The sequence below is a fragment of the Sporosarcina sp. OR05 genome, assembly GCF_041414805.1.
Lineage (GTDB): Bacteria > Bacillota > Bacilli > Bacillales_A > Planococcaceae > Sporosarcina > Sporosarcina saromensis.
The window spans coordinates 837,341-860,925 of sequence record NZ_JANKJL010000001.1 but is presented as its reverse complement, the minus strand read 5'-3'; the positions used below and the strand labels follow the sequence as shown (position 1 = coordinate 860,925).

Here is a 23,585-nt window from a genome sequence, read left to right as displayed (position 1 = left end):
GCTCCGGTAATTCCCTCATCTTAGCCTCCCCCTCCGTAATTATGCATAAACGAGATTGAATATATTTCCATTATATCATTCATTCAAACTACTTAAAAGTTCATTATTGTAAAAAAAGAGGACAACAAATATCACAGCGCAATGCTGTAATTATTGTTGTCCTCTGCTTGGTCAGAGCGTCGAATTAATTATGAATTTACAATTTTATCCAAAACATATCGGCAATTTATCACATACTGAAGAAGATCGAGTGTTTCAATGGGTTAAACGCTATGTTGAACCTTCTTCATCTGTCGGTGGTAGTCTAATTAATGAAATGAGAGAACCTCGATTCAAAGAAGGATTTGAATACCCTCATTGTATATCGGAACACGTTGTAAGGTTTGGAAAATATAATGGTCGCCAAGTCTATCCTTGTAAGTGTTGTAATAAGACATTTACCGATAAACAAATACTGTTCTTTATCGTACTCGAAAAGGTGATGTATGGATTACGTTTGTTGATTGTATGTTCAAAGGCTATTCCCTGCGAAAATCTGCTGAAAATCTAGGGGTTACTTGGGTTACTCAATATTATTGGAGACATAAATTATTAAGTTCATTAACACGAATGGATTTTAAGCAGTTTGAAAGTATCGTTGAAGTTGACGAGACCTATTTCCTATACTTTCAAAAAGGTCAACGTGGAATCTCAGAAAGGAAACCTCGTAAGCGTGGTGGGAAGTCTAAACTTAGAGGAATAAGCCACAAACAAGTATGTGTTCTTGTTGCCAGAGACCGTACCAAAGCAACAGTCTCAAAAGTTGTTTGTATGGGTCGTATTAATATCATACACTGTACAGATAAGATTTTTATCAAAGTGAAAAGGTTGTATGGTTTGAATTTATTTCCATTTTTCATTACTTATGCTTTTCCGATAACTACTGCGTCAGAAGTTTCAAATAAATTATTTCGCTATTAACGTTAGCTGGTCCTTTTGAGAAATTAAATCAATTCTGTGCCCATCTTTTTCATAAGAAGTAGACGCACCTTCTCTGCCTACATTGCTCCATCCTTTTAATTTGATTATTATCTCATATACAAACGGAATCCCATTCTCTTCTGTGGCTTTTGACCAGTTATACATAGCGACATCTTCTTTATCACTGAGTAACTCGACATTTTTGGGTATCGGAAAGTTAAAGAATTTACTGTTTTCTGCATATGAAAAATATGTGGTGAAAACGAGAATACCACCTATTAATAATATGAATATAATCGCTAAGTTAAATTTATTCTTCATGCTCTCCCTCCATCACTTTACATTTTCACTATACGATAACTTTCATAGACAGTAATTGCATTAAAACTTCTGTCCCAATAATCGCTTGTATGACCGGATAATCTTGACGGTGCCTGTGCCAGAAACATACACGTTAATTCAAACAATAGGAATATTTATATTGTAATCAACTGAAAACCCCGCAACTGATACACAATTGGACTCAACTAAATACTGTAGTGAATTAACTGAATTTGACCCATCCGATGCACCTCCGAAGGATAGCGTCTATTTATTTCTTTTTGATATACACTACTTTCTCTCTTGGTGCGGCAAAAAGAATTTCCCCTTCACTATCATAAAAGAAATACGTATCTTCGGTTATCATGACTTCATCGACATTTCGAATGGTCGGACTTACTGTTCCCTCGGTTCCGTAACTAAGGTATACATCATATTACATGGTAATTCACCTCCACTGGCACTATTCGTCAAGAAGGTGTAAATCCCTTTTTTAAAAATTTGACTGTGCCTACAAAAAAACACCTATGTTAATTCAACTAATTTGATGAATTATACAGTAATCAAATGAAAACCCAGTAACTGATACACTATGCACTCATTTTAATGCAATTGTAGTGAATTAACTGAATTCAAACCTGGCACTGGCACCTGTTTTTCTATATTCACTAACATAATAAAATGGATTTCACACTACTATTAACCCAATATTCACTAAATAATACCGGTATATGATATAATAGAGATAATAAAATGGATTGAAGGAAGGTAATTTTTCTGAATCAAGAGTTAAAGAAGCTCCTTATTCAAATAATCCAGCTTTATAAAGAACATGGTCCCACTGAACATTACCCTCCCTGTCTATAAAAATTGGTACAATTGATTGAGAATAGAATATTGAAAAGAGAGTTATTTCATGGATGAAAAAAATACTTTATCAATCATTTCTTCAACTGAATTAAACCTACTCATCTATTTAGCTGCAATTATTGAAAAAAAGAAATTTCCAGGGATTGAATGTAACGTGGACCAGAAGGTTTACCAAGAGATAAAAAAGAAAATTACAGATACTTGGAATCAAATAATCACAGAGTCCAAACAATTTAATAGTATTGGTCGATATGATGAAATCATAAATTCCATCTTTGGAAGTGTACCTCAGGAGAAAAGGGATGAAATTTCGCATTATTTTAGAGCATGGTGGTTCGAGCAACCTCAAAATGGGTTCGGCTATATAATGGAAAAGCTAGTCTTTCAACTACCACGAAAAGAATTAGAACGGGTTATTGGGAATGAGCATAGTACCATTGTTCTTGTCTTTGATGCTATACCGGAAAGTTGTCAACAACAGAATGAAAAGTATTTTATCATCATCCCGTTATATCGGTTTTGTCCCATTTAGTAAACGATTAGTAAGTGGACATGGTTAGTGCGTTTGTTTTGAGTGTATGGTACTTACCGGCACAATAAACAAAAATAAAAAACCTTCCAATTATACGATTAGAAGGTTCTCGTTGGGTTAAAGTAGGGATAAATGACAAGAGTTCGATTCTTGACTTTTCACCGTATCCCATCAAAACATTGATGTAAAGGGCTATCTAACCTTTTTCGAAACGTCCCAGGCAGGAATCGAACCTGCGACCTACAGCTTAGGAGGCTGTTGCTCTATCCCCTGAGCTACTGAGACAACATAAGTACTTTCCTATTATAATAAATGTTTTTCCGAGGAGCAATCCCTTTGCTTCACTCCCATTATCATTCAACATATTATTCCGACGTATATTTTATAATAACAAACCCATACTACATGCAAAATGACAGTTGGGGTGAAGTTATGGATCGTGTTGAACGCAAAGTAACGAAGCGCAACGAGATTCGGAAGCGTAACAAGATGGCGGCTGAGGCTGCTAACGAGTTTGCGACACTCGGTGATTATCGGGAAGCGCTGAAGGATACGTATCAAAAAGCTGAAGAGCAACGAAAACTGAAAAAGCAAAAATAATAGCCATCCAGCGGACGCATACTTCGCTGGATGGCTATTTCCTTTTTGATTAGAAAGTTGCAAATAGAATCATTGCAGCAATCGATACTATGATTATCGTGATGACTGTAATCGGTATCAAGACGACAAGAACTGCTTTCCAGATCGCCAATTCTTGCAATTCTGCAAGCGCAGCTACTAAAGCCACTACTGACCATACCGCGACTACTGCTGTGATGACGAGCGAAATAATAAGCCATATCGCTTGTAAAACAGAAAACTCTATATTAGAAATGAACATCCCGTTACCGATAATGAGCAGATCAGGTATCCACAAGACACCCAGCATGATGAGAATGACGTTAGAAACCGTTATCGCCATCATGGTTGCACGAAAATCCCCACTACCACGGAACATTTTCGAAAGAAGATGGAAAACACCGCCACCGACGTATAAGGATATTAGCCCTCCTATCGGGCCTAATAGTAGCGACAACAAAAGAATAATACCTATAGACATCGAGTCTCCGACATCATTACCAGAAGCTTGATCTAACGTATTAAAAACACCTGAAATCATTGCAAAAATTAGTGCAAACTTGACTGTCTTGTTTTCATAAAGATAGCGTGCCGTTTGCCGTGGATGCAGCCAAACCGATTTCCATATGTTAAGCGGTTTTTGTTCGTTTCCATTTTGTTGTTCAATTGTAACCATTTTATACCCTCTCTCTTTTGAAACTATATGTACTACTCTATTAGGTTATACGAATAGATCGTAATATAGTTTCATAAAAAACTGAGATTAGTTGTCATCCAGTCCTTTACCCATTCCTCTGAGAAAATCCAATCCGTATTTAATGGACCGATTAATGTGAGGGTCGTTAAGTGCAGTCATTAGCTGAAAGATTGATACTTTATCATTGTTCCCTTCAAATAACTCCGCTTCTTGCACTCCTCTTGATACACTCTTTTTCAATTTCTCAGTCACTTCAGGGTCAATGGCAGTTAAAATGCCGGTCATGTTCATAATATTGTTCAATAGATTCGTAACAGGTTCGCGTGATGCTTGTGACACCGCGATTCCAGCAATATCATCCTTTGCTTTCACCATGGCATTTAACGCATCAAGAACACCCGCTTTGTCCAACTCGGCTGTCAGTTCAAGAATCTTATTCATCGATTCTTGTTGTTCGGCGATAACCGCTTGTAGTTCTTGAATTTTAGCTTGTTGCTGTTCTTCAGGTGTCAGTTCGACCCGCTTGATTTTCGTAATTGGAGCAGCCATTTAACTCACCCTTTCTCCACGTGATCGGTAAGATGCGCATAGCCTGGTCGTGCCCATTTGCGCTCCACTTCTACCCCGTCTTGCGGATGGCGTTTTTTGTTTCGGTGGTTTGTTGCAGGCAATGGATTATCCACTCGTTCTTTCAACACTTCCATTCTCACTTTCGCTTGTTTGAAAGCGGGTGTATTCGTTCGTTGGTCTACTGCTGTCCCCGTCAAGAAATTAATGGCGGATTCTTTTTCAACGGAGTTCATCGGCAAGAATAACTCGTTGTCCTTCACGCGATCTGTAACGAGTGCCGGTAATCGTAATGCGCCATGTGGAGAGATCAGTCGTACCATCGATCCACTGACGACACCTCGTTCTTTTGCAAGTTGCGGTGACACTTCAACGAATATTTCTGGTACTTTTTCTTGAATACCTGCGGATTTATTCGTTAAGTTTCCTTCATGGAAATGTTCTAACAGCCTACCGTTGTTAATATGCAAGTCAAATTCATCGGAATACACGACAGGTTCTACCCAATCGGACAATGCAAAACGCGCTTTTTTATCAGGGAAGTTGAATCCATCTGTATATAAAAGTGGCGTGCTCGCTCCATCATGGCTTCCCCAGAAAAAGCTGTTCCAGTCTTCTAGATTTGTATAGTCCGCTTGGCCGAAAAGCGGCGCCAAACTTGCCATCTCCGCAAAAATGTCTCCTGGATGCGAATAATTCCAGTCAGCACCTAAACGATTGGCCACTTCTTGGATGATCCACCAATCCGCTTTCGCATCCCCTAATTCCGGCAACGCTTTATACAACCGCTGAACCCTTCTTTCCGTATTCGTAAAGGTTCCGTCCTTTTCCAATGACGGAACGGCAGGCAAAATAACATCTGCATAACGCGCTGTCCGTGAGAAAAACAGATCTTGAACGACTAAGAACTCTAACTTGGATAACACATCATGGACATGATTCGCATTTGAATCCACAAGTGCCATATCCTCCCCGACGACGTACATGCCTTTCATAATGCCTTCGTCTACTGCATGCAACATTTGAATGTTATCTTTCCCAGGTCGATCCCCAATTTTCACGCCATATGCACGCTCAAATTTCGCTCGGGCTGTATCGTCTGTGACATGTTGGTAACCTGGCAACCATCCTGGCAGCGTCCCCATATCACAAGCACCTTGCACATTATTATGCCCTCGAAGCGGATAAGCTCCAGCACCTGGTCTACGGTAGTTTCCTGTTGCAAGTAACAAGTTGGAAATGGCAGCAGAAGTATCCGAACCGCCTGTATTTTGCGTGACTCCCATCCCCCACAAAATGCACGTGCCATCTGCATCGCGAATCATTTCGGCTGTTTGGATGAGCTTTTCTTTGGATACCCCAGTTACATGCTCCGCAAAATCGAGCGTGTACTTCTTCAGCACTTCCTTGAATTCACCAAAGTGATTGACGTTCTCTTGAATGAATGCAGCGTCATGCCAGCCTTTGTCAATCATGTATTTCGTTACAGCCATAAGCCATACTTGGTCAGTCCCTTGCTTCGGACTGATGAAAATATCGGAACGATCGGCCATTTCGTGCTTGCGCAAGTCTGCGACAATCAATTTTTGGCCATGCAATTTATGTGCACGTTTCACACGAGTTGCGAGTACAGGATGACCTTCTGCAGGATTCGCACCAATAATGATGACAAGTCCAGCGCTTGCAATATCCTTTATCGTACCGGCATCCCCACCCATTCCAACTGTCCGGAAAAGTCCATCGGTTGCGGGTGACTGACAATAACGTGAACAGTTGTCGACGTTATTCGTTTTAAACACTTGCCTTGCCAGTTTTTGAATGACGTAATTCTCTTCATTCGTAATCTTTGACGAAGAAATAACGCCGATGCTGTCTTCGCCATTCTCTTTATGAATGGTTCCTAATCGTTCAGCTACTAGATCTAACGCTTCTTCCCACGTAGCTTCCACAAACGAATCGCCTTGTCGGATTAACGGTGTCGTAATCCGCTCTTTGCTGTTCACGAAATCCCAACCGAATTTCCCTTTCACACACGTCGAAATGGCGTTAACAGGTGCTTCAGATACAGGCTGTATTTTAAGGATTTTGCGATCTTTCGTCCATACTTCAAATGAACAACCGACACCACAGAACGTACAAACTGTCTTCGTTTTCTTTGTTCGCGTATCACGCATCGCTGCTTCGGCATCAGATATCGCCATGATACCGCTATAGCCAGGTTCTACATCTTTGACAAGTTCAATCATCGGACTCAACACTTCGTCTTTTAGACCAGTCATGAAACCGGCTTCTCCTAACATGGATTTCTCCATTAAGGCATTACACGGACAGACCGTCACACAATGACCGCACCCTACGCAGGATGAATCATTGATTTTCGCGCCGCCATCCCACAGTACGATCGGTCGCTCCCTCTCCCAATCCATACTTAGTGTTTCATTCACCTGTAAATTTTGACAAACCTCTACACATTGCCCACATGCAATGCATTGATTTGGATCGTAACGATAAAACGGATGTGTAAAATCCACACTGTCTTTTGAACACTTCGGCTCATAAGGATACTTCTGTTCCTCAATGCCCATCATGTCGACTGTGTTATGTATTTTACAGTTCCCGTTGTTGTTGTCGCACACCGTACAGTACAACAAATGATTTTCCAAAATACGATCCATCGCTTCCGTTTGTGCAGCTTTCGCTCGTGTTGATGCTAACAACACGTGCATCCCCGGTTCAGCTTTTGTTGAACACGCACGTGTCAAGCTTCCGTTTACTTCGACAATACACGTGTCACATGTTTCGATTGGGTCCACTTCAGGCAAGTAACAAATTTGCGGATGTTCGATTTTCAGCGCATTAATTACTTGTAAGATCGTCATGCCCTCCGTAAACGGATACTTGACGCCATCAATGTTAATGAACACGTTAACGCCTCCTTTGCAAAATAAAAACCACCATGACAAAACACACCTGATAGGCAGGTGGGATTGCGTCATGGTGGAAGAGTCTCCTAGCAGGTCTTGCTAAATAACCGATCCAAATGTAAAGTAATGACATGATAAGGCTACAGCAGGTTCGTACTCTAGCATCATCGTTAGTAGTATTATAGTCCATATAATTTGAAAATACAATGCATTTAACAATTTATTGAGTGAGTATTCTATATTTTAGAAAAGGAGTACGATTCATGTCCAAGCAAGTACATGATTTCAATGCAATCATCCGTAAACTACGAAAAGATTTATTCGGAAAAGGTCCGGATCGCATTCACACCATTTTTGTCGACAATATGGTCATCTCCACATTGTATGGCAATTTGACACCGACGGAAAAATTCATTGCCCGAACAACCGAAGGAAAAGAGATGATCCATATGGCACGAACGAAAATGATTCAAGAAGTCTATTTGGAGTCTCCACCTGAAGGCTTGGAAGACGTTGTAGGTGCTAAATTTGTCCATCTGTTTTCGGACATTAAAATCGAAGATGACATTGCCGTTTCAGTATTTTTATTTGACAGAACGATCGAATGAAGGAGGCAAACCGATGGAAAAGACACATAAACAACAAATATGGCGCTTTACAAATGGCCAGTGGGAAGTGAAAGAAGACACGATTGCGACTGAATTTCCTGTTACAGTAAAGTTGAATGGCAAAGAATTATTGACCATCGTCTGCACCCCTGAGTTTATTGAGGATATGGTCATCGGTTTCCTTGCCTCTGAACGCATCATCATTGATTACAATGACATTCAAGACATTCGTGTGGATGAAGCTCTTGGCATCGTGCATGTAACGACGAGCAAAACCTTTCCCTTCTTCGAACAACTGCAAAACAAGCGGTATATTACCTCTTGCTGCGGCATGAGTCGACAAGGATTTGTATTCGCTAATGATGCGCTAACCGCGAAACAAATGACTGAACAAACAGTGACACTCCAACCTGCACATTGCTTTCAACTCATGAAAACTTTAAATGAACAAGCAGACTTGTTTCATCAAACAGGTGGTGTGCATATTGCAGCGCTATGTGATACAGACGGATTTTCGGTGACACGCATGGACATTGGAAGACATAATGCACTGGATAAGATTTATGGACATTGTATCCAAAATTCAATTTCAGTCCGTAACAAAGTGATCGTCTTCAGCGGCCGCATTTCTTCAGAAATTTTGTTGAAAGTTGCAAAAATCGGCTGCGAGATTGTTTTATCCAAATCCGCACCGACTGAACTTGCAATTCAACTAGCAGAGGAGTTAGGAATTACAGCAGTTGGCTTCATTCGCGGCCAATCATTTAATGTGTATACGCACCCTGAACGAATTCACACACTATAAAAAACTCTCTAAAAATTGTTCGTGACAAATGAGTTTCTTGGTGGTACGATGTCTGAAATGTGACAGAATTATGTCTCCTGTCTACAAGAATTCTACATCAAACTTCATAGAGTATCATTTTTTCATAAAACAAACACTTCAGGAGCGAACGATGTCACATGATTCATTCCGAAGGGAGAGTTAGCAATTGAAAGGTAAAAAAGTGAAGAACAGATGGTTGATCGCCGCATCTGCAGTCGGGATCCACATTTCCATCGGATCGGTGTATGCATGGAGTAATTTTACAAATCCGCTCATTGAACAATTCGGTTGGTCCACAAGTCAAGTGCAGTTGACCTTCAGCTTAGCAATTCTATTTCTAGGCTTGTCTGCAGCATTTCTTGGACATTTTGTGGAGAAGTATGGACCCCGAAAAGCCGGATTGTTTGCGGCGATTTGTTTTGGGATTGGTGTCATGGGTGCAGGTGTTGCAGTTAGCGCAGGCTCGCTCCCGCTACTCTATATTTTTTATGGTGTATTAGGGGGAATCGGCTTAGGGGTCGGTTATATTGCACCTGTTTCAACGCTCGTAAAGTGGTTTCCAGATAGACGCGGACTTGCAACGGGACTAGCTATTATGGGCTTCGGATTTGCCGCGGCAATTAGTAGTCCGATCATGGAAGCACTCATTACTTCTGTAGGACTACAAAATACTTTTTACATTCTCGGTGCATCTTATTTTATCATTATGATTCTCTCCTCATTGTATCTTGAAAAACCGGAAGAAGGTTGGTTGCCAGCAGGATATGATGCAAAACTTAAGAGTGGAAAAGTGGAACCAAAAACCGATTTAGCACAGCTCACAGCAAACGAAGCTGTAAAGACAAAGCGTTTTTATTATTTGTGGCTCATGTTGTTCATTAACGTAACGTGCGGCATTGCCATTTTGTCTGCTGCTAAACCGCTAGCCATCGAAAGTATCGGCATGACAACGATTCAGGCGGCTGCACTTGTTGGGGTGTTGGGACTCTTTAATGGGGCTGGTCGATTAGGTTGGGCGTCTATTTCCGATTATCTTGGTAGGCCGCATACGTATACAACATTTTTTGCCATCCAGATTATTTTGTTTGCTCTATTGCCTTTCACGACAAATGCACTGTTTTTCCAAATCATGCTCGCTGTCATTTACACATGTTACGGCGGAGGATTTGCTTGTATCCCTGCTTACATCGGTGACATATTCGGAACGAAGCAACTCGGAGCAATCCATGGATACATTTTAACCGCATGGTCGGCTGCAGGAATTGCAGGTCCGATGTTTGCAGCTTGGATGAAAGATACGACGGGTAGTTACGAAAGCAGTCTGTTATTTTTTGCCGGGTTGTTTGCAGTCGCGTTAATCATTTCGATTTTAATACAGGTGGATATTAAGAGAGTGAGAGCGAATCAAAAAGAAATCACGGCAAAAGGTATGCAACTTGTTAAGAATCTTTAAGTTCACAACTTTGAACAATCTACTTAAGTAAAAGTGTAAGCGATCACAGGATCATCCCGACCAAACTTTAACGGAATTTGTTGAAGTTTGGTTTATTTTTATCATATGTATTTTTCGCACAAACATGGGCATTCCTAAAGCAAAATTCATAGAGGGAGAACGATATGAAACGTCTATTCTTTTTAGTTTGCTTAACATTAGGCAGCCTCCTCATCTCCTTAACAAGTTTTAAACCGTCTACAACAGAACAACTTACGATTCCTGTCAGTAAAGATCAACAAACCTTACACGAGAAGATAAAAGATTACGCAGAAACACATAATGAACAACCAATTGACGCTGTCATTGATCGCGTATGGAAAGCAATACCTGGTTACAATGGTCTGTTCATCGATGTCGATCAAAGTTTTAAACAAATGGCTTCTGCGAATCAATTCGATAAAGAGTTGCTCATTTATAAAGAAGAACGACCTGCTGTTACACTAGCTGATTTATCGCCCTCCCCCATTTTTAAAGGAAATCCAGAGAAAACGATGGTCGCTTTTTTAATTAACGTCGCATGGGGCAATGAATTTATCCCACCCATCCTGAAAGCACTGGAAACACATGAAGTAAAAGCAACGTTTTTCTTGGACGGGAGTTGGACAAAAAATAATCCTGAAATGGCAACAATGATTTTTGCACAAGGGCACGAAATTGGCAACCATGCTTTCACCCACCCTGATTTAGCTCAATCGTCGCTCGACAAAACAAAAGAAGAACTCCACAAAACGAATGAAGTCATTCAAGAAACAATCGGTGTTAAACCCAAATGGTTCGGTCCACCTAGCGGAAGCTTCAACCAGCAAACAGTCGACGTTGCTCGCCAGTTAGACATGTATACGGTTTTATGGACAATTGATACGGTTGACTGGAAGCAACCTGAAACGGCTCCTATGGTAAATAAAATCGTCAATGGAGTGGAAAATGGCTCCATGGTACTCATGCATCCAACAAAACCGACTGCCGAAGGGATGGATGAAATGATTCGACGCATTAAAGAAAAAGGATTATCCATCGGCACAGTTTCTAATCTACTCAGTGAGCAAAGGATGGAAACACCCGAAACTGCAAACGATTTTATTCCATGAGGATATCGATAAGGTCATTACGTACTCTCAAAATAAAAGGAAAAGTGTGATTGATTCTGTTCAATCCACTTTTCCTTTATTGCTATTCTGCAAACTTACTCACTTTCTTTTTTATAGTTCTCCCAAAATGTTGCATTTTTAATCCCGAGCTTTTTAGGATCAAATACGGGATCCAACCCCAGTTTCTTTTGTTGCTCGTAATCTTTTAATGCTAGCAATGCTGGTCTAGCTAAAATTACAATTGCTATGACGTTCAACCATACCATAATGCCAAGACCAACGTCACCAAGGGCCCATGCTAATTCAGCTGTTCGAACGGTACCCCAAAAAGTTGCGATTAAGATAACAATCTTCAAAATGAACATAACGGATTTTGTATTCTGTTTACGGAACAAGTAAGCGATGTTTGTTTCTGCAATGTAGTAATACGCCATAATCGTTGTAAAGGCAAAAAAGAATAATGCTACGGCTACGAAACCTGCACCAAATCCGGGTAGAATACTGTCGACTGCTGCTTGCGTATAGCCAGGTCCTTGCTCCACACCTTCCAAATTATGCACGATAAAACCTTTCCCATCTTCCGTTTGCGTGTTATACATGCCAGTAAAGAGAATCATGAAAGCGGTTGCAGAACAAACGAAGAGTGTGTCAATATAAACCGAGAATGCTTGCACGAGTCCTTGTTTTGCTGGGTGGGAAACCTCAGCCGCCGCCGCTGCATGTGCACCAGTCCCTTGACCTGCTTCATTCGAAAATACCCCGCGTTTAACTCCCCACATAATCGCCATCCCGATGATTCCACCAAAAGCAGAATCTAACGCAAAAGCACTTTTAAAAATTAATGCAATTACTTCAGGAAGAAGTTGTATATTCATTGCGATTATAACAATCGAAAAAATCATATAGCCAATCGCCATGAAAGGGACAAGTATTTGTGCCGTTGAAGCAATTCGTTTCACGCCACCTAAAATGATAAAACCTAATAACGATATAATGACGATGCCCGTGAGCCATGGTGGTATATTGAATGCATTATCCATTCCTGCAGCGATGGAATTTGATTGCACCCCTGGCATTAGTATTGCCATCGCAATTAAAGCTGCAATGGCAAACAGCATGCCAAACCATTTCCAACCGATGCCACGTTCAATAAAATACGCAGGGCCTCCACGATATTGGCCGTCTTGTTTCACTTTGTAAATTTGCGCAAGCGTAGATTCTACGAACGCACTGGATGCACCGATGAACGCAATTGCCCACATCCAAAAGACCGCTCCTGGTCCTCCATAAAAAATTGCTGTCGCCACACCTGCAATATTCCCTGTACCGACCCGCCCAGATAAGGCGATCGATAACGCTTGGAACGAAGAAACACCTGCTGCAGAACTTTTCCCTTTAAACATGAGCTTAACCATTTCTCGAATATGCCGCACTTGCAAAAATCGAGTCAACACAGAAAATACGAGCCCCACACCGAGAAGAATGTAAATGACAGGCGTACTCCATAAAATTGCATTCAATCCATTGACAATGTTCTCCATTCAATTCCCCCATTTCATGACGTACTGATCTTGCGACTAACTTATGAATCTTATATTGATAATATACAATTATCTGATTATAGTAAAGCGCTATATTTTCCGACTGTAAACGACAAAACTCCCAAGGCTGCACTTTTGCTCGCAAAAACCTTTCTGCTTGAAGGCTTTCCCTGCGGAGTCTCACATTCGTGCTATTCCACCTCAGGACATTGAATATGCTTCCTCTAATAAACACGCACGAAGGAAATGCGCAGCATATTCGAGGAATCAGCTCCTGCACTCCAGCCAACTAGTTTGTTGCGACAACTTATTTTGCTTCTCACTTAGAAAACGCTCATCAGGATTGGAGCAGAAGGCGGCGACTCCTGCGGGAACAGCGCGAGCTGAAGACCCTGGACTGAGCGAAGCGAGGGAAGCGGCTGAAGCCGTGCCCGCGGAACGCGTCCGCCTGGAGCGGAAATCCGGTGTTTATCAAGGAATACAAGAAAATTTGGATGTTCTTATCCTACCAATCGATTAATTAACACTACTAATAATTCACGACCGACTGTAAACGACAAAAACCAAGCACCCCTTTTATCGGAATACTTGGTTTTATATTTCTACTTTTCAACATGCACAATTCATTGCATCGCAGCAAATTCTTTATCCGAACATAATACAAAATGCTCGGGTGCAACTTCCCTAAATTGTACATTTTCGTTTGGACCGTATTGATGGTCTTCAGGATTGTACGATTTTCTCACGCGTGTCCGCTCATAGTTCGGGTCCGGTAGCGGAATCGCCGACAACAATGACTGTGTATAAGGATGTCTTGGGTTTTTATACAACTCTTCAGCAGGTGCCATTTCGACTAACTTTCCGAAATACATAACACCGATTCGATCAGAAATGTATTTTACCATCGACAAGTCATGCGCGATGAATAAATACGTTAAGCCTTTTTCTTTTTGCAAGTCTTTTAACAAATTGACGACTTGTGCTTGAATCGACACATCGAGTGCAGAAATCGGTTCGTCGGCAATAATGAATTCAGGATTCACAGCAAGTGCTCTCGCAATCCCAATCCGCTGACGTTGTCCACCAGAAAATTCATGCGGATAGCGGTCTGCGTGTTCCTTATTCAGACCGACCGTTTCCAATAGTTCAACGACTTTCTGTTTCCGTTCTTTCGCATTTTTCACAAGACCATGAACGTCCAGGCCTTCTGCGATAATATCGAGTACCTTCATACGCGGATTCAAGGATGCATACGGATCTTGGAAAATCATTTGCATTTTTTGATTCAAGGATTTTACTTCTGCTTTAGATTTATTGCCATGAACGCTTACTCCGTCATAGAGAACTTCTCCATCTGTTGCATCGTACAGTCGAATAATCGTTCTTCCAGTTGTCGACTTACCACAACCGGACTCCCCTACTAAACCGAATGTTTCCCCACGACGAATATCAAAACTGATGCCATCAATCGCACGCACTTCAGAAGGCTTCCCTACGTTAAAATACTGTTTCAAGTTTTTCACTTCGAGCAGTTTTTCTGTCATTATGCCTCACCTCCATGCGCTTGTTTGTAATACTTGCTTCCCTTGAACGTTTTCATACGCTCAATAATCGTTGCTGGTGGATCCACTTCAGGTGCATTTGGATGCAACAACCACGTTGCCGCATAATGCGTGTCACTCACTTTAAAGAATGGTGGCGCTTCTTCTAAATCGATTTGCAACGCATATTCGCTTCTTAAAGCAAATGCATCCCCTACTGGCGGGTTCAGCAAATCAGGTGGTGTACCTGGAATGGCATACAATTTCTCTTCAGATAATTCAAGTGAAGGCATGGAACTGAGCAATCCCCACGTATAAGGATGCTGAGGATTATAAAATATCTCATCCACCGTACCGACTTCAACAATTTTCCCACCATACATAACCGCTACACGATCCGCAACGTTCGCCACGACACCTAAATCATGTGTAATGAAAATGATGGACGTGTCGACTTTGTTTTGAATGTCTTTCATTAACTCCAAAATTTGCGCTTGGATTGTTACGTCCAAAGCCGTCGTCGGTTCATCCGCAATGAGCACTTTCGGATTACAAGCAAGTGCAATTGCAATGACGATACGTTGTCTTTGACCGCCGGAAAATTGGTGAGGATACATTTTGAATCGTTCTTCCGGATTAGGAAGTCCCACCATGCGAAGCAAATCGATGACAACTTCTTTCGCTTTTGCTTTGCTCAATTTTTGGTGCTTTAAAATCGGTTCCATCACTTGTTTACCGATTGTCATTGTCGGGTTCAAGGAGGTCATTGGATCTTGGAAAATCATCGAAATGTCTTTTCCGCGGATTTTTTGCATTTCTTTCTCTGACAACTTCGTCAAATCTTTGCCGTCAAACAAGATTTCACCATTTTTAAATTCAGAGCTACTTTCAGGTAACAGCCGCATAATAGATTTCGTCGTAACGGATTTACCCGATCCAGACTCCCCTACAATCGCTAACGTTTCCCCTTTTTTCAATTCGAAGTTGACTCCTCGAATCGCTTTCACTTCACCTGCAAACGTATGGAAGGAAAGCTCCAAGTCTTTTACTTGTAATATCGTTTTCATCTCGGCTTTCCTCCAATCAATCTTTCATTTTCGGATCAAGTGCATCTCGTAATCCATCACCAATTAAGTTGAATGCAATCATTAATATACTAATAACTAACGAAGGGAATAATAGTACATACGGTTGGAATTCCATCACTTTATAGCCGTCGTTAATTAACGTCCCTAATGATGCATCAGGAGGTACTAACCCAATACCGATGAAACTTAGAAATGCTTCAAAGAAAATCGCGCTCGGTATCGTGAACATCGTGTTAATGATGACAATCCCAAGGATATTTGGCAATAAATGCTTCGTAATAATTCGTCCATCACTTGCTCCTAATGTTCTCGAAGCGAGGACAAATTCCTGTCCTTTATACTTAAGGATTTGCGCACGGACGATACGTGACATCCCTATCCAACCTGTTATGGAGATGGCAATAATAATCGCAAGAATACCTGGTTTCATAATGAGGATCATTAAAATTACGACAATTAATGTCGGAATACCAATCAGGATTTCAACGATACGCTGCATCACGTCGTCTACACGACCACCAAAATAACCGGAAATCCCACCATAAGCCACACCAATGACCATATCAATCAATGCAGCGACAAAAGCGATGAGCAAGGAGATTTGCGTACCTTCCCATAGACGAGTAAACAAGTCACGACCAAGTCCATCTGTACCGAACCAATAGTACTCGTCCACTTTTTTCAGTTCATAAAGATCGACTGTTTCTTGACCAAGTTTCCCATGTCCGTCAAAAATTCCGAGATGCTCGATACCAGGAATTTTCGGTGGCAAGTTCGCATGTCGAAGATTTTGTGCGTCCCCTTCATGTCCGCTCACTAACGGACCAACAAACGCCATGGCAATGAGTAAAATCAAAACAAAGATACTGACGACAGCCCCTTTGTTTTTACGCAAACGCAACCAAGCATCTTGCCAAAAGCTTAGACTAGGTTTTGCAATGCGCTCAGCTGAATCGCTGTCAATTGTAATTCTTTCAAACTTTTCCGGCGGTAATTGTTGTAGTTCTTTTTTCATTACCCTTTACCTCCAGACAAACGGATTCGTGGATCGATGATTCCGTAAAGAATATCTACAATGAAAATGATGAAAATCAGTAATGCTGAGAAGAACAGTGTTGTTCCCATGATTGTCGCAAAATCATTCGTCATAATAGATGAAACGAATTGTTCTCCGATACCAGGAATCGCGAAAATCTGTTCAACAACTAACGAACCGGTTACTAATCCAGCTGCTACTGGCCCTAAAACCGTAACAAGCGGAATGAGCGCGTTACGGAAAGCATGTTTGAAAGCAATTTCAAAACCGTTTGCACCTTTCGCTTTTGCTAATGTAATATAGTCAGAACTTAATACTTCAATCATTTCCGTTCGAATGAAACGTGCCGACAAAGCTAACGGCCCCATTGCCAATGAAATTGACGGTAAAATACTCGACTTCCATCCATCTTCCCAAAGTCCAACAGGTAGTAAATGCCATTCAGATGCAACCCAATATTGAAGAAGTGATGCAAATACGAATGACGGAATGGAGATTCCTAGAATCGCCAAAAACGTACTTCCATAATCCCAAAATGTGTTTTGTCTAAGTGCAGCGATCATCCCCAATAAAATTCCCGCTAACGTTCCAAAGACCATCGCTTGTGCACCAAGAATGAATGATGGTTTCACACGAGCTGCTAAAAGTTCGTTTACACTTTTGCCTTTAAATACAAATGACGTGCCAAGATCCCCTTTTGCAAGGTTTTTCATATAGATTGCATACTGAACAGGCTTCGGTTTATCAATTCCATACTTTTTCTCAACGATCTCCCGTTGTTGTTCATTCAGCTTGCTGTAAGAGGCGATTGGTGAGCCTGGTAGCGTTTGCATTAAGAAAAATGTCGTAGTCGCAATGAGGAATAACGTGAGAAACATATAAATGAGTCGCTTTCCAATATACTTAAGCACAGTGCACCTCCAAAAATAGTTTTTATACATATACACGTGAGTTGATTTACTACTTTGCACAGATCGAGTTATTTCAACTTCATTTATCTACAATCGAAAAAAACGATGTATTTTCATAAGTCATTTACTTATTTACTTTCAATCAATTCCCTTTTACTAAAAAGAGAGTATACGAGGTTGCCCATACATATACTCTCTCCTATTTAGTTCAACAAATAGTTTCCTTATTCTTTACCGGAAATATATGCCCACTTGTAGCTATAGTCAGCTCCGAATGGGTGAATCCCTAGATCTTTGAAGTAAGGTTTTTCAAGTTGGATTAATCCACGTTGGAAAATCGGAGCAATTGCTGCTTCTTCTTCCAATAAGATTTTCTCAGCTTTTGCAAACGCTTCAAAACGAGCTTTTGGATCTAAAGCAAGTTCTTCTTTCGACGCTGCAATCAACTCATCGTATTCTGCATTAGAGAATGACATTAAGTTGTTTGTGCTATCCGTTACGAACAAGTCTAAGAATGAAATCGGATCCTGGAAGTCAGGGCTCCAACCTGAAACTTGAATGTCGTAATCTTGGTTTGTATCAAGTTCTAAACGAACACTGAATGGTACTTCTTTAAGTGTGATTTTTAAACCTTCAAGATTTTTCTCTAGTTGCGCTTTGAAGTATTCATCCATTTTCTTAGATAGTTCAGTATCTCCGCCAAGAATTTCTAATTCTAATTCAGAAACACCTAGTTCTTCTAAGCCTTTTTTCCAGTAGCTTTTTGCTTCTTCTACATCGTAGACAAGGTGATCGCCACTCAATTCACGGAAATCTTTTCCGCTTTCATCGTAAGCGAAGTTTTTCGGTACGAAGTAGTTTGCAGCCATTGATCCGTTTGCAAGTACTACATCTGCTAAGTCTTCTTTTTGGAAGGCTTTCGCAATTGCTTTACGGATATTTACGTTCGCAAGAGGCGTCTCTTTGCCGTCACGCTCTTGGTTAAACTTGAAGTAGAACACGCCAGTGTCCGGTTGTAAAACAGCTTCCTCATGGTTTGCATATTGCAACGCTAAGTCGCCTGATACGCCAGCACGATCTTTCTTACCATCGTTGTAAAGCTTCACTGCTGTAGCAGAGTCTTTGACAACGTTTACATTAATTGTTTCAAGAGTAACGTTCTCAGCATCCCAGTAGTGTTCATTCTTTTTGTACACCCAGCTATCGCCAGTTCCATCCCATTCAGTAAGAACGAAAGGACCGTTGTAAAGCAAGCTGTCAGAGTTTGTCGCATACGCATCACCTTTAGCTGTTACGAACTCTTCCTTCTGTGGATAGAAAGTTCCGAATGACATTAAAGATAAAAAGTATGGTACAGGACGTTCAAGTGAAACGACTAATGTTTTGTCGTCTTCGGCTACTACACCAAGTTCTGACTTGTCCATTGTTCCTTCACTAATTGCAGTTGCATTTTTGATAACTCCAGACATCATGAATGGACCATATGGTGACCCTGTAGCTGGATCAATTGCACGTTGCCATGCAAAAACGAAATCATGTGCAGTTACAGGTGTTCCATCCGACCATTTTGCATCGCGGATTTTGAATGTGTACGTTAAACCATCTTCACTAACTTCTGCTTCTTCAGCAGCCATCGCAGGTTCAGCAACATTCTCTAAATTCAATCGATATAAACCTTCGTTAACGTTATTCAATACGTTAAATCCTACTGCGTCTTCTACGATTGCAGAGTCAACAGAAGGGATTGCAGCAGACTCCATCAAGTTTAAAACTTGCTCTGCGTCCGGCTCACTTTTTGTGTCTTGTTCTGTGTTTTTGTTATCATCTGCGCCAGATGAAGCATTGTCTTTCGCTTTATCATCAGAACCACATGCCGCAAGAATGACACTTAGTACGAATGATAATGCTAATAGCAATAACATTTTGTTTCTTTTCATCGCATTGACCTCCTTTTGAAATTGTCTGAAGAATTATCACTTTTTATTATACAACCAAAATGTATGAAGTCAAAGTATTTTTTATGCTTTTTTTCTGAAACAATATAATTATAAAAGAATGTTTTATCAAACAATTTAGGATAAATATGAATAAAGCTTTGAAAACAAAGGTTTTGTTGCTAGGTATTATAAATTCAATATGCTACAATATACAATAATAATGTATAATAAAAGCAAAACAGAAAGAGGCTAAATTATGAAGAGAATCGCAATAAATGTTATTGTAATACAATTATCAATTTTGTTACTTTCACTAATCTTCTACAGTAGAATAACAATTCTCCATTACATTAATATTTCATTTACAATAGGATTGTCGTTCCTATGTATCGGCATTCTTGTGTTAGTGTTACAATCAGGATTTTTCGATTTCTTTACAACTAGTATGAAGAAAGTGTTGTATCGAAAAGAAGTTCAAGATGAATTAAAGACGATGCGCGCTCCATCAGAGGTTGTCTCAGTGAAAGCTGCCTATTTCTTTCAAGTTGGCATTCCCATTATCGTTTTGATGCTCATCGCTTTGTTTTTCTATTCATTCGGAAAGCACTAAATATGTATAGTGAAAGGGTTGGAACATAACTCTACATAGACCGTTCCTCTGCGCTCCAAAAGGCACGCTTTCCGCGGGGCGCGCTTGAGCCAATCGAACAACGAAGAGTTCGATTTGCCGTATTTCTGCGTACTTTGCGGAAATTAAGGCATCCTTGCTCCCAACGCTACGCTTTTGCTCGCAAAAGCCGTTCTAACGTAACGGCTTTTCCTGTGGGGTCTCAACATTCGCGCTACAATCCCGCAGGACATTGACTAAGCTTCTTCGAATAAGCATCGCACGAAGGAAATGCGTCAGCATTTTCGAGGAGTCGGCCTTTTTCCGCTCCGATCCACTTATGAAGATAAAAAAGAAACATTGTAAAAGCAGAAAAAATGCATGCCGGCGAATTTGCCTTCATGCATTTTTTATGTTTTGTCCAGCCTCTTTCAACATTTCTTAGGAAGCTTCTATCCGCTCCCTACCCTCTATACGATTACATATCCCACACTAAGATGAGTAATGTACCTAAGATCGTTACAAGGGCAATTGCAACTGCATAATAGATGTTCATGTAAATCGCATGTTTATCCTCCGTCTCGCCTGCATGCATGAAGACGACGAGTTGTACGCCGGCTTGTACGAATGCAGTGACTAGAAGGACAGTCATTCCGACAGCAAAAGAAAAGTCAAAGAAGTAAACTGTCAGTGCAGCTGCAGTTAATACTAGCGAAAAGACAAAGCCCATTACTTGTTTACGCGGGAATAATTCGCTCATATCACATCATTCCTTTCAGATAGATGAAGCTGAAAATGAAAATCCAGACAACATCTAAGAAATGCCAGTACAAGGAGAAGATGAAGGCTTTGTTCGCCGTTTTAGGCGTCAATCCTTGCTTCTTCACTTGCATAATGATGAACAAGCCCCAGAACAGACCAAGCGTAACGTGCGCTCCATGTGTCCCTAACGTTGTTAACAGAATACCAGTGAACGCACTCACTTGAAGGCCAGCTCCAATATGCGTGTAATGTGTGAATTCATAAATCTCCACACCTAAGAATGCAAGTCCGAGTAATAACGTGACTGCAAAGAAAGACATCATCGCTTTCTTATTTCCAATACGCATTGCATGCACACCTAGACCGATGGTAAAACTACTCGTTAAGAGCAAAATCGTCTCGATCAATACGGGCGTGAGTTCAAAAATCTCTGCACCAGCTGGTCCATTACCTGTACGATGCTCGAGTGTAAAATACGTCGCAAATAACGTCGCAAAAAGCATAACTTCAGCAGCAAGGAAAATCCAAAAACCTAAAATATTTAACTTATTTTGCCCAGTGCTATATTCAAGCGGAAGTGAATTATCTACTTTCATCAACTAACACCTCGCTATTTTTTTCTGTTTCTTCTATTTCTTCTACAGAAATATAGTACCCGTCGTCTTTTTCGAACGAACGGTGCGCTAGACATGCAAAAATCGCAATGGTTGTAATAATTAACGGAATCCACATACTAAAGACGAATGAGAATCCCCACACAAAGAAGATGCTGCTAATAATAAACGGCATACCGCTACTATTCGGCATATGGATTTTCTCGATTTTGTCTTTAAACAAAGATTTTCCGCTTTTCTTGTGATCCCAAAACGCTTCAATTGAATCCACTTCTGGTGTTTTCGCAAAGTTATAATGCGGAACAGGACTATGTGTCGCCCATTCAAGTGTACGAGCGTCCCAAGGATCAGAACTAATATTACGTGAAGCGTAACGTGTACTGTAATACACATTGTAGACAAGCGTTGCAAAACCGATTGCCAACACGACCGCACCTGCAAACGAAAGCAAGTTGAGCGGACCAAAACCAGATGCTTCAGAGTACGTATACATACGACGTGCTTGTCCGTCTAATCCAGTGAAGAACATCGGGAAGAATGTTACGTTAAAGCCAATCGCAATGAGCCAGAACGACCATTTACCGATTTTCTCACTAAGCATGTAACCGAACATTTTTGGCCACCAATACGTTAGTCCTGCAAGCATCGCAAAGACTACGCCCGGAATAATTGTATAGTGGAAATGCGCCACTAAGAACATTGTATTATGGTATTGATAATCGGCACTTGCCATCCCTAACATAACACCTGTTACCCCACCAATTACGAAAATCGGAATAAATCCAACTGCATAAAGCATCGGTACAGTAAAACGAATCTTCCCTTTTCGCATTGTCAGTAACCAGTTAAAGATCTTAATACCTGTAGGAATTGCAATGGCCATTGTTGTAATTGAGAAAATACTGTTTGATAGCGGCCCTTGCCCCATTGTAAAGAAATGGTGCATCCAAACTAAGAACGACATGAACGATATGACAACGATTGAAACAACCATTGACTTATACCCGTAAAGATTACGGCTTGAGAACGTTGAAATGATCTCACTATATATACCGAATGCCGGCAAGATAAGGATATATACTTCAGGATGACCCCAAACCCAGAACAAATTAGCCCAGAGCATGTCCATTCCGCCGTTAGTCATCGAGAAGATGTGCGTGCCAAATAGTCGATCCATTGTTCCTAACAACAATGTTACCGTTAAGACTGGGAAAGCAAATACAACGATCGCATTCGTAATAAGAGCCGTCCATGTGAACATTGGCATCTTCATTAGCTTCATACCTGGTGCTCGCATGCTCCAAATTGTCGCCATGAAGTTAATCCCAGAAATCAATGTACCGATACCAGCAATTTGGATCGATAATAGATAGTAGTTTGTTCCGACAGATTGGCTGAAATCATTTCCTGCTAGCGGGAAGTACGACGTCCAACCAGCATCAGGTGATCCACCAATAACGAATGAAATGTTAAAGAGCATCGCACCCATAAAGAACAACCAAAAGCTAAGTGCATTCAAACGTGGAAATGCAACGTCTCGTGCACCAATTTGTAACGGTACAACAAAGTTCATCAATGCATAGATGAACGGCATAGCCATGAAGATGATCATGACAACTCCATGCGTAGTAAAAACTTCATTATAATGCTGCGCATCCAATAGCGTGTTTTCAGGTACAGCTGTTTGCGCACGCATCATCAGGGCATCTACCCCACCTCGGAACAACATAAGCAAGGCAGCAAGAAGGTACATGATACCAATTTTTTTATGGTCAACTGTCGTCAACCACTCTCGCCATAAATACCCCCATTTTTTAAAATAGGTTAACCCGACGAGAATTGCGATCACCGTTAGACCAATGGCCACCATGGATGCATAAATCGCTGGACTTGGATGAGGTATGGCAAATCGATCAAAGTAATCCATACGAATAGAACTCCTTTCAGTTAGATGTTGCGTAATTTTAGTGGCATCTACTTATCATTCTTAAACTCCACAAAGAGTCTGTTTTTTAAAGAATTGAAGCACTGCGTTTACATAC

At 40.8% G+C, this 23,585-nt stretch carries 20 protein-coding genes, 1 tRNA gene and 1 pseudogene; 8 read left to right on the top strand and 14 right to left on the bottom strand.

The genetic code is table 11. The annotated features are described in order from the left end of the window. Positions 1-190 precede the first annotated feature (190 nt). Positions 191-822 (top strand): annotated as a pseudogene (locus tag NRI27_RS04135) (IS1595 family transposase); the annotation flags it as partial. Positions 823-945: 123 nt separating this feature from the next. Here the strand turns inward: NRI27_RS04135 and NRI27_RS04130 are convergent. Next, positions 946-1,281 carry a hypothetical protein gene (locus NRI27_RS04130; RefSeq protein ID WP_317944479.1) on the bottom strand — a complete coding sequence of 112 codons (336 nt, stop codon included), beginning with the start codon at positions 1,279-1,281 and terminating at the stop codon, positions 946-948. Positions 1,282-2,197: 916 nt separating this feature from the next. On the opposite strand from NRI27_RS04130, the gene NRI27_RS04125 reads away from it, so the two are divergent. After that, positions 2,198-2,683 (top strand): hypothetical protein, encoded by a 486-nt coding sequence (locus tag NRI27_RS04125; RefSeq protein WP_371389643.1) that lies wholly within the window; start codon positions 2,198-2,200, stop codon positions 2,681-2,683. A gap of 212 nt (positions 2,684-2,895) precedes the next feature. Here the strand turns inward: NRI27_RS04125 and NRI27_RS04120 are convergent. Next, positions 2,896-2,968 (bottom strand) — tRNA-Arg (locus NRI27_RS04120). A gap of 147 nt (positions 2,969-3,115) precedes the next feature. Between NRI27_RS04120 and NRI27_RS04115 the strand changes: the two genes are divergently transcribed. Beyond that, a complete protein-coding gene (locus NRI27_RS04115) occupies positions 3,116-3,283 on the top strand; it encodes a hypothetical protein (protein WP_371389642.1) in 168 nt (55 codons plus the stop codon). Between the two features lie 49 nt (positions 3,284-3,332). Here NRI27_RS04115 and NRI27_RS04110 read toward each other — a convergent pair whose 3' ends face one another. From NRI27_RS04110 to fdhF, 3 genes are all read right to left on the bottom strand, one after another. Beyond that, complete coding sequence (locus NRI27_RS04110; RefSeq protein WP_371389641.1) at positions 3,333-3,977, bottom strand: YIP1 family protein; 645 nt, start codon at positions 3,975-3,977, stop codon at positions 3,333-3,335. A gap of 87 nt (positions 3,978-4,064) precedes the next feature. Next, positions 4,065-4,547 carry a helical membrane plugin domain-containing protein gene (locus NRI27_RS04105; RefSeq protein ID WP_371389640.1) on the bottom strand — a complete coding sequence of 161 codons (483 nt, stop codon included), beginning with the start codon at positions 4,545-4,547 and terminating at the stop codon, positions 4,065-4,067. Positions 4,548-4,552: 5 nt separating this feature from the next. Then, on the bottom strand, positions 4,553-7,561 hold the full coding sequence (gene fdhF / locus NRI27_RS04100) for a formate dehydrogenase subunit alpha (protein WP_371389639.1): 3,009 nt from the start codon (positions 7,559-7,561) through the stop codon (positions 4,553-4,555). 191 nt (positions 7,562-7,752) lie between these two features. On the opposite strand from fdhF, the gene NRI27_RS04095 reads away from it, so the two are divergent. The 4 genes from NRI27_RS04095 (at position 7,753) to NRI27_RS04080 (ending at position 11,506) form a co-directional block, all read left to right on the top strand. Further along, positions 7,753-8,097: a Na-translocating system protein MpsC family protein gene (locus tag NRI27_RS04095; protein WP_371389638.1), complete on the top strand. Its 345-nt coding sequence runs from the start codon at positions 7,753-7,755 to the stop codon at positions 8,095-8,097. A 13-nt stretch (positions 8,098-8,110) separates the two neighbouring features. After that, positions 8,111-8,902, top strand: a complete 792-nt coding sequence (gene fdhD, locus NRI27_RS04090) for a formate dehydrogenase accessory sulfurtransferase FdhD (protein ID WP_371389637.1) — start codon at positions 8,111-8,113, stop codon at positions 8,900-8,902. Between the two features lie 202 nt (positions 8,903-9,104). Beyond that, positions 9,105-10,376: an L-lactate MFS transporter gene (locus NRI27_RS04085; RefSeq protein ID WP_371389679.1), complete on the top strand. Its 1,272-nt coding sequence runs from the start codon at positions 9,105-9,107 to the stop codon at positions 10,374-10,376. Positions 10,377-10,540: 164 nt separating this feature from the next. Continuing rightward, positions 10,541-11,506, top strand: coding sequence for a polysaccharide deacetylase family protein (locus NRI27_RS04080; RefSeq protein WP_371389636.1), 966 nt, complete (start codon positions 10,541-10,543; stop codon positions 11,504-11,506). A 95-nt stretch (positions 11,507-11,601) separates the two neighbouring features. On the opposite strand, the gene NRI27_RS04075 is transcribed toward NRI27_RS04080, so the two are convergent. The 6 genes from NRI27_RS04075 to NRI27_RS04050 form a co-directional block, all read right to left on the bottom strand. Further along, the gene (locus NRI27_RS04075; RefSeq protein ID WP_371389635.1) at positions 11,602-13,047 is read right to left on the bottom strand and encodes an alanine/glycine:cation symporter family protein; all 1,446 of its coding nucleotides are present in this window, start codon (positions 13,045-13,047) and stop codon (positions 11,602-11,604) included. A gap of 623 nt (positions 13,048-13,670) precedes the next feature. Then, positions 13,671-14,591 (bottom strand): ABC transporter ATP-binding protein, encoded by a 921-nt coding sequence (locus NRI27_RS04070; protein ID WP_371389634.1) that lies wholly within the window; start codon positions 14,589-14,591, stop codon positions 13,671-13,673. Then, on the bottom strand, positions 14,591-15,655 hold the full coding sequence (locus NRI27_RS04065) for an ABC transporter ATP-binding protein (RefSeq protein ID WP_317946727.1): 1,065 nt from the start codon (positions 15,653-15,655) through the stop codon (positions 14,591-14,593). Before NRI27_RS04065 ends, NRI27_RS04070 begins: the two co-directional genes overlap by 1 nt. A gap of 16 nt (positions 15,656-15,671) precedes the next feature. Then, a complete protein-coding gene (gene opp3C / locus NRI27_RS04060; RefSeq protein WP_317946725.1) occupies positions 15,672-16,691 on the bottom strand; it encodes an oligopeptide ABC transporter permease in 1,020 nt (339 codons plus the stop codon). Continuing rightward, positions 16,691-17,623, bottom strand: coding sequence for an oligopeptide ABC transporter permease (gene opp3b, locus NRI27_RS04055; RefSeq protein ID WP_371389633.1), 933 nt, complete (start codon positions 17,621-17,623; stop codon positions 16,691-16,693). Before opp3b ends, opp3C begins: the two co-directional genes overlap by 1 nt. Before the next feature lie 224 nt (positions 17,624-17,847). Continuing rightward, positions 17,848-19,560, bottom strand: coding sequence for a peptide ABC transporter substrate-binding protein (locus tag NRI27_RS04050; protein ID WP_371389632.1), 1,713 nt, complete (start codon positions 19,558-19,560; stop codon positions 17,848-17,850). Between the two features lie 256 nt (positions 19,561-19,816). On the opposite strand from NRI27_RS04050, the gene NRI27_RS04045 reads away from it, so the two are divergent. After that, positions 19,817-20,170 (top strand): DUF3899 domain-containing protein, encoded by a 354-nt coding sequence (locus NRI27_RS04045; protein WP_371389631.1) that lies wholly within the window; start codon positions 19,817-19,819, stop codon positions 20,168-20,170. 475 nt (positions 20,171-20,645) lie between these two features. Here the strand turns inward: NRI27_RS04045 and qoxD are convergent, their stop codons facing one another. From qoxD to qoxB, 3 genes are read right to left on the bottom strand one after another with little or no spacing between them, the layout of a single operon-like run. After that, positions 20,646-20,927, bottom strand: coding sequence for a cytochrome aa3 quinol oxidase subunit IV (gene qoxD / locus NRI27_RS04040; RefSeq protein WP_317946717.1), 282 nt, complete (start codon positions 20,925-20,927; stop codon positions 20,646-20,648). A gap of 1 nt (position 20,928) precedes the next feature. Next, the gene (gene qoxC / locus NRI27_RS04035) at positions 20,929-21,525 is read right to left on the bottom strand and encodes a cytochrome aa3 quinol oxidase subunit III (protein ID WP_317946715.1); all 597 of its coding nucleotides are present in this window, start codon (positions 21,523-21,525) and stop codon (positions 20,929-20,931) included. Next, positions 21,512-23,470, bottom strand: coding sequence for a cytochrome aa3 quinol oxidase subunit I (qoxB, locus tag NRI27_RS04030; RefSeq protein ID WP_371389630.1), 1,959 nt, complete (start codon positions 23,468-23,470; stop codon positions 21,512-21,514). The genes qoxC and qoxB overlap by 14 nt, the downstream gene beginning before the upstream one ends. Positions 23,471-23,585 lie beyond the last annotated feature (115 nt).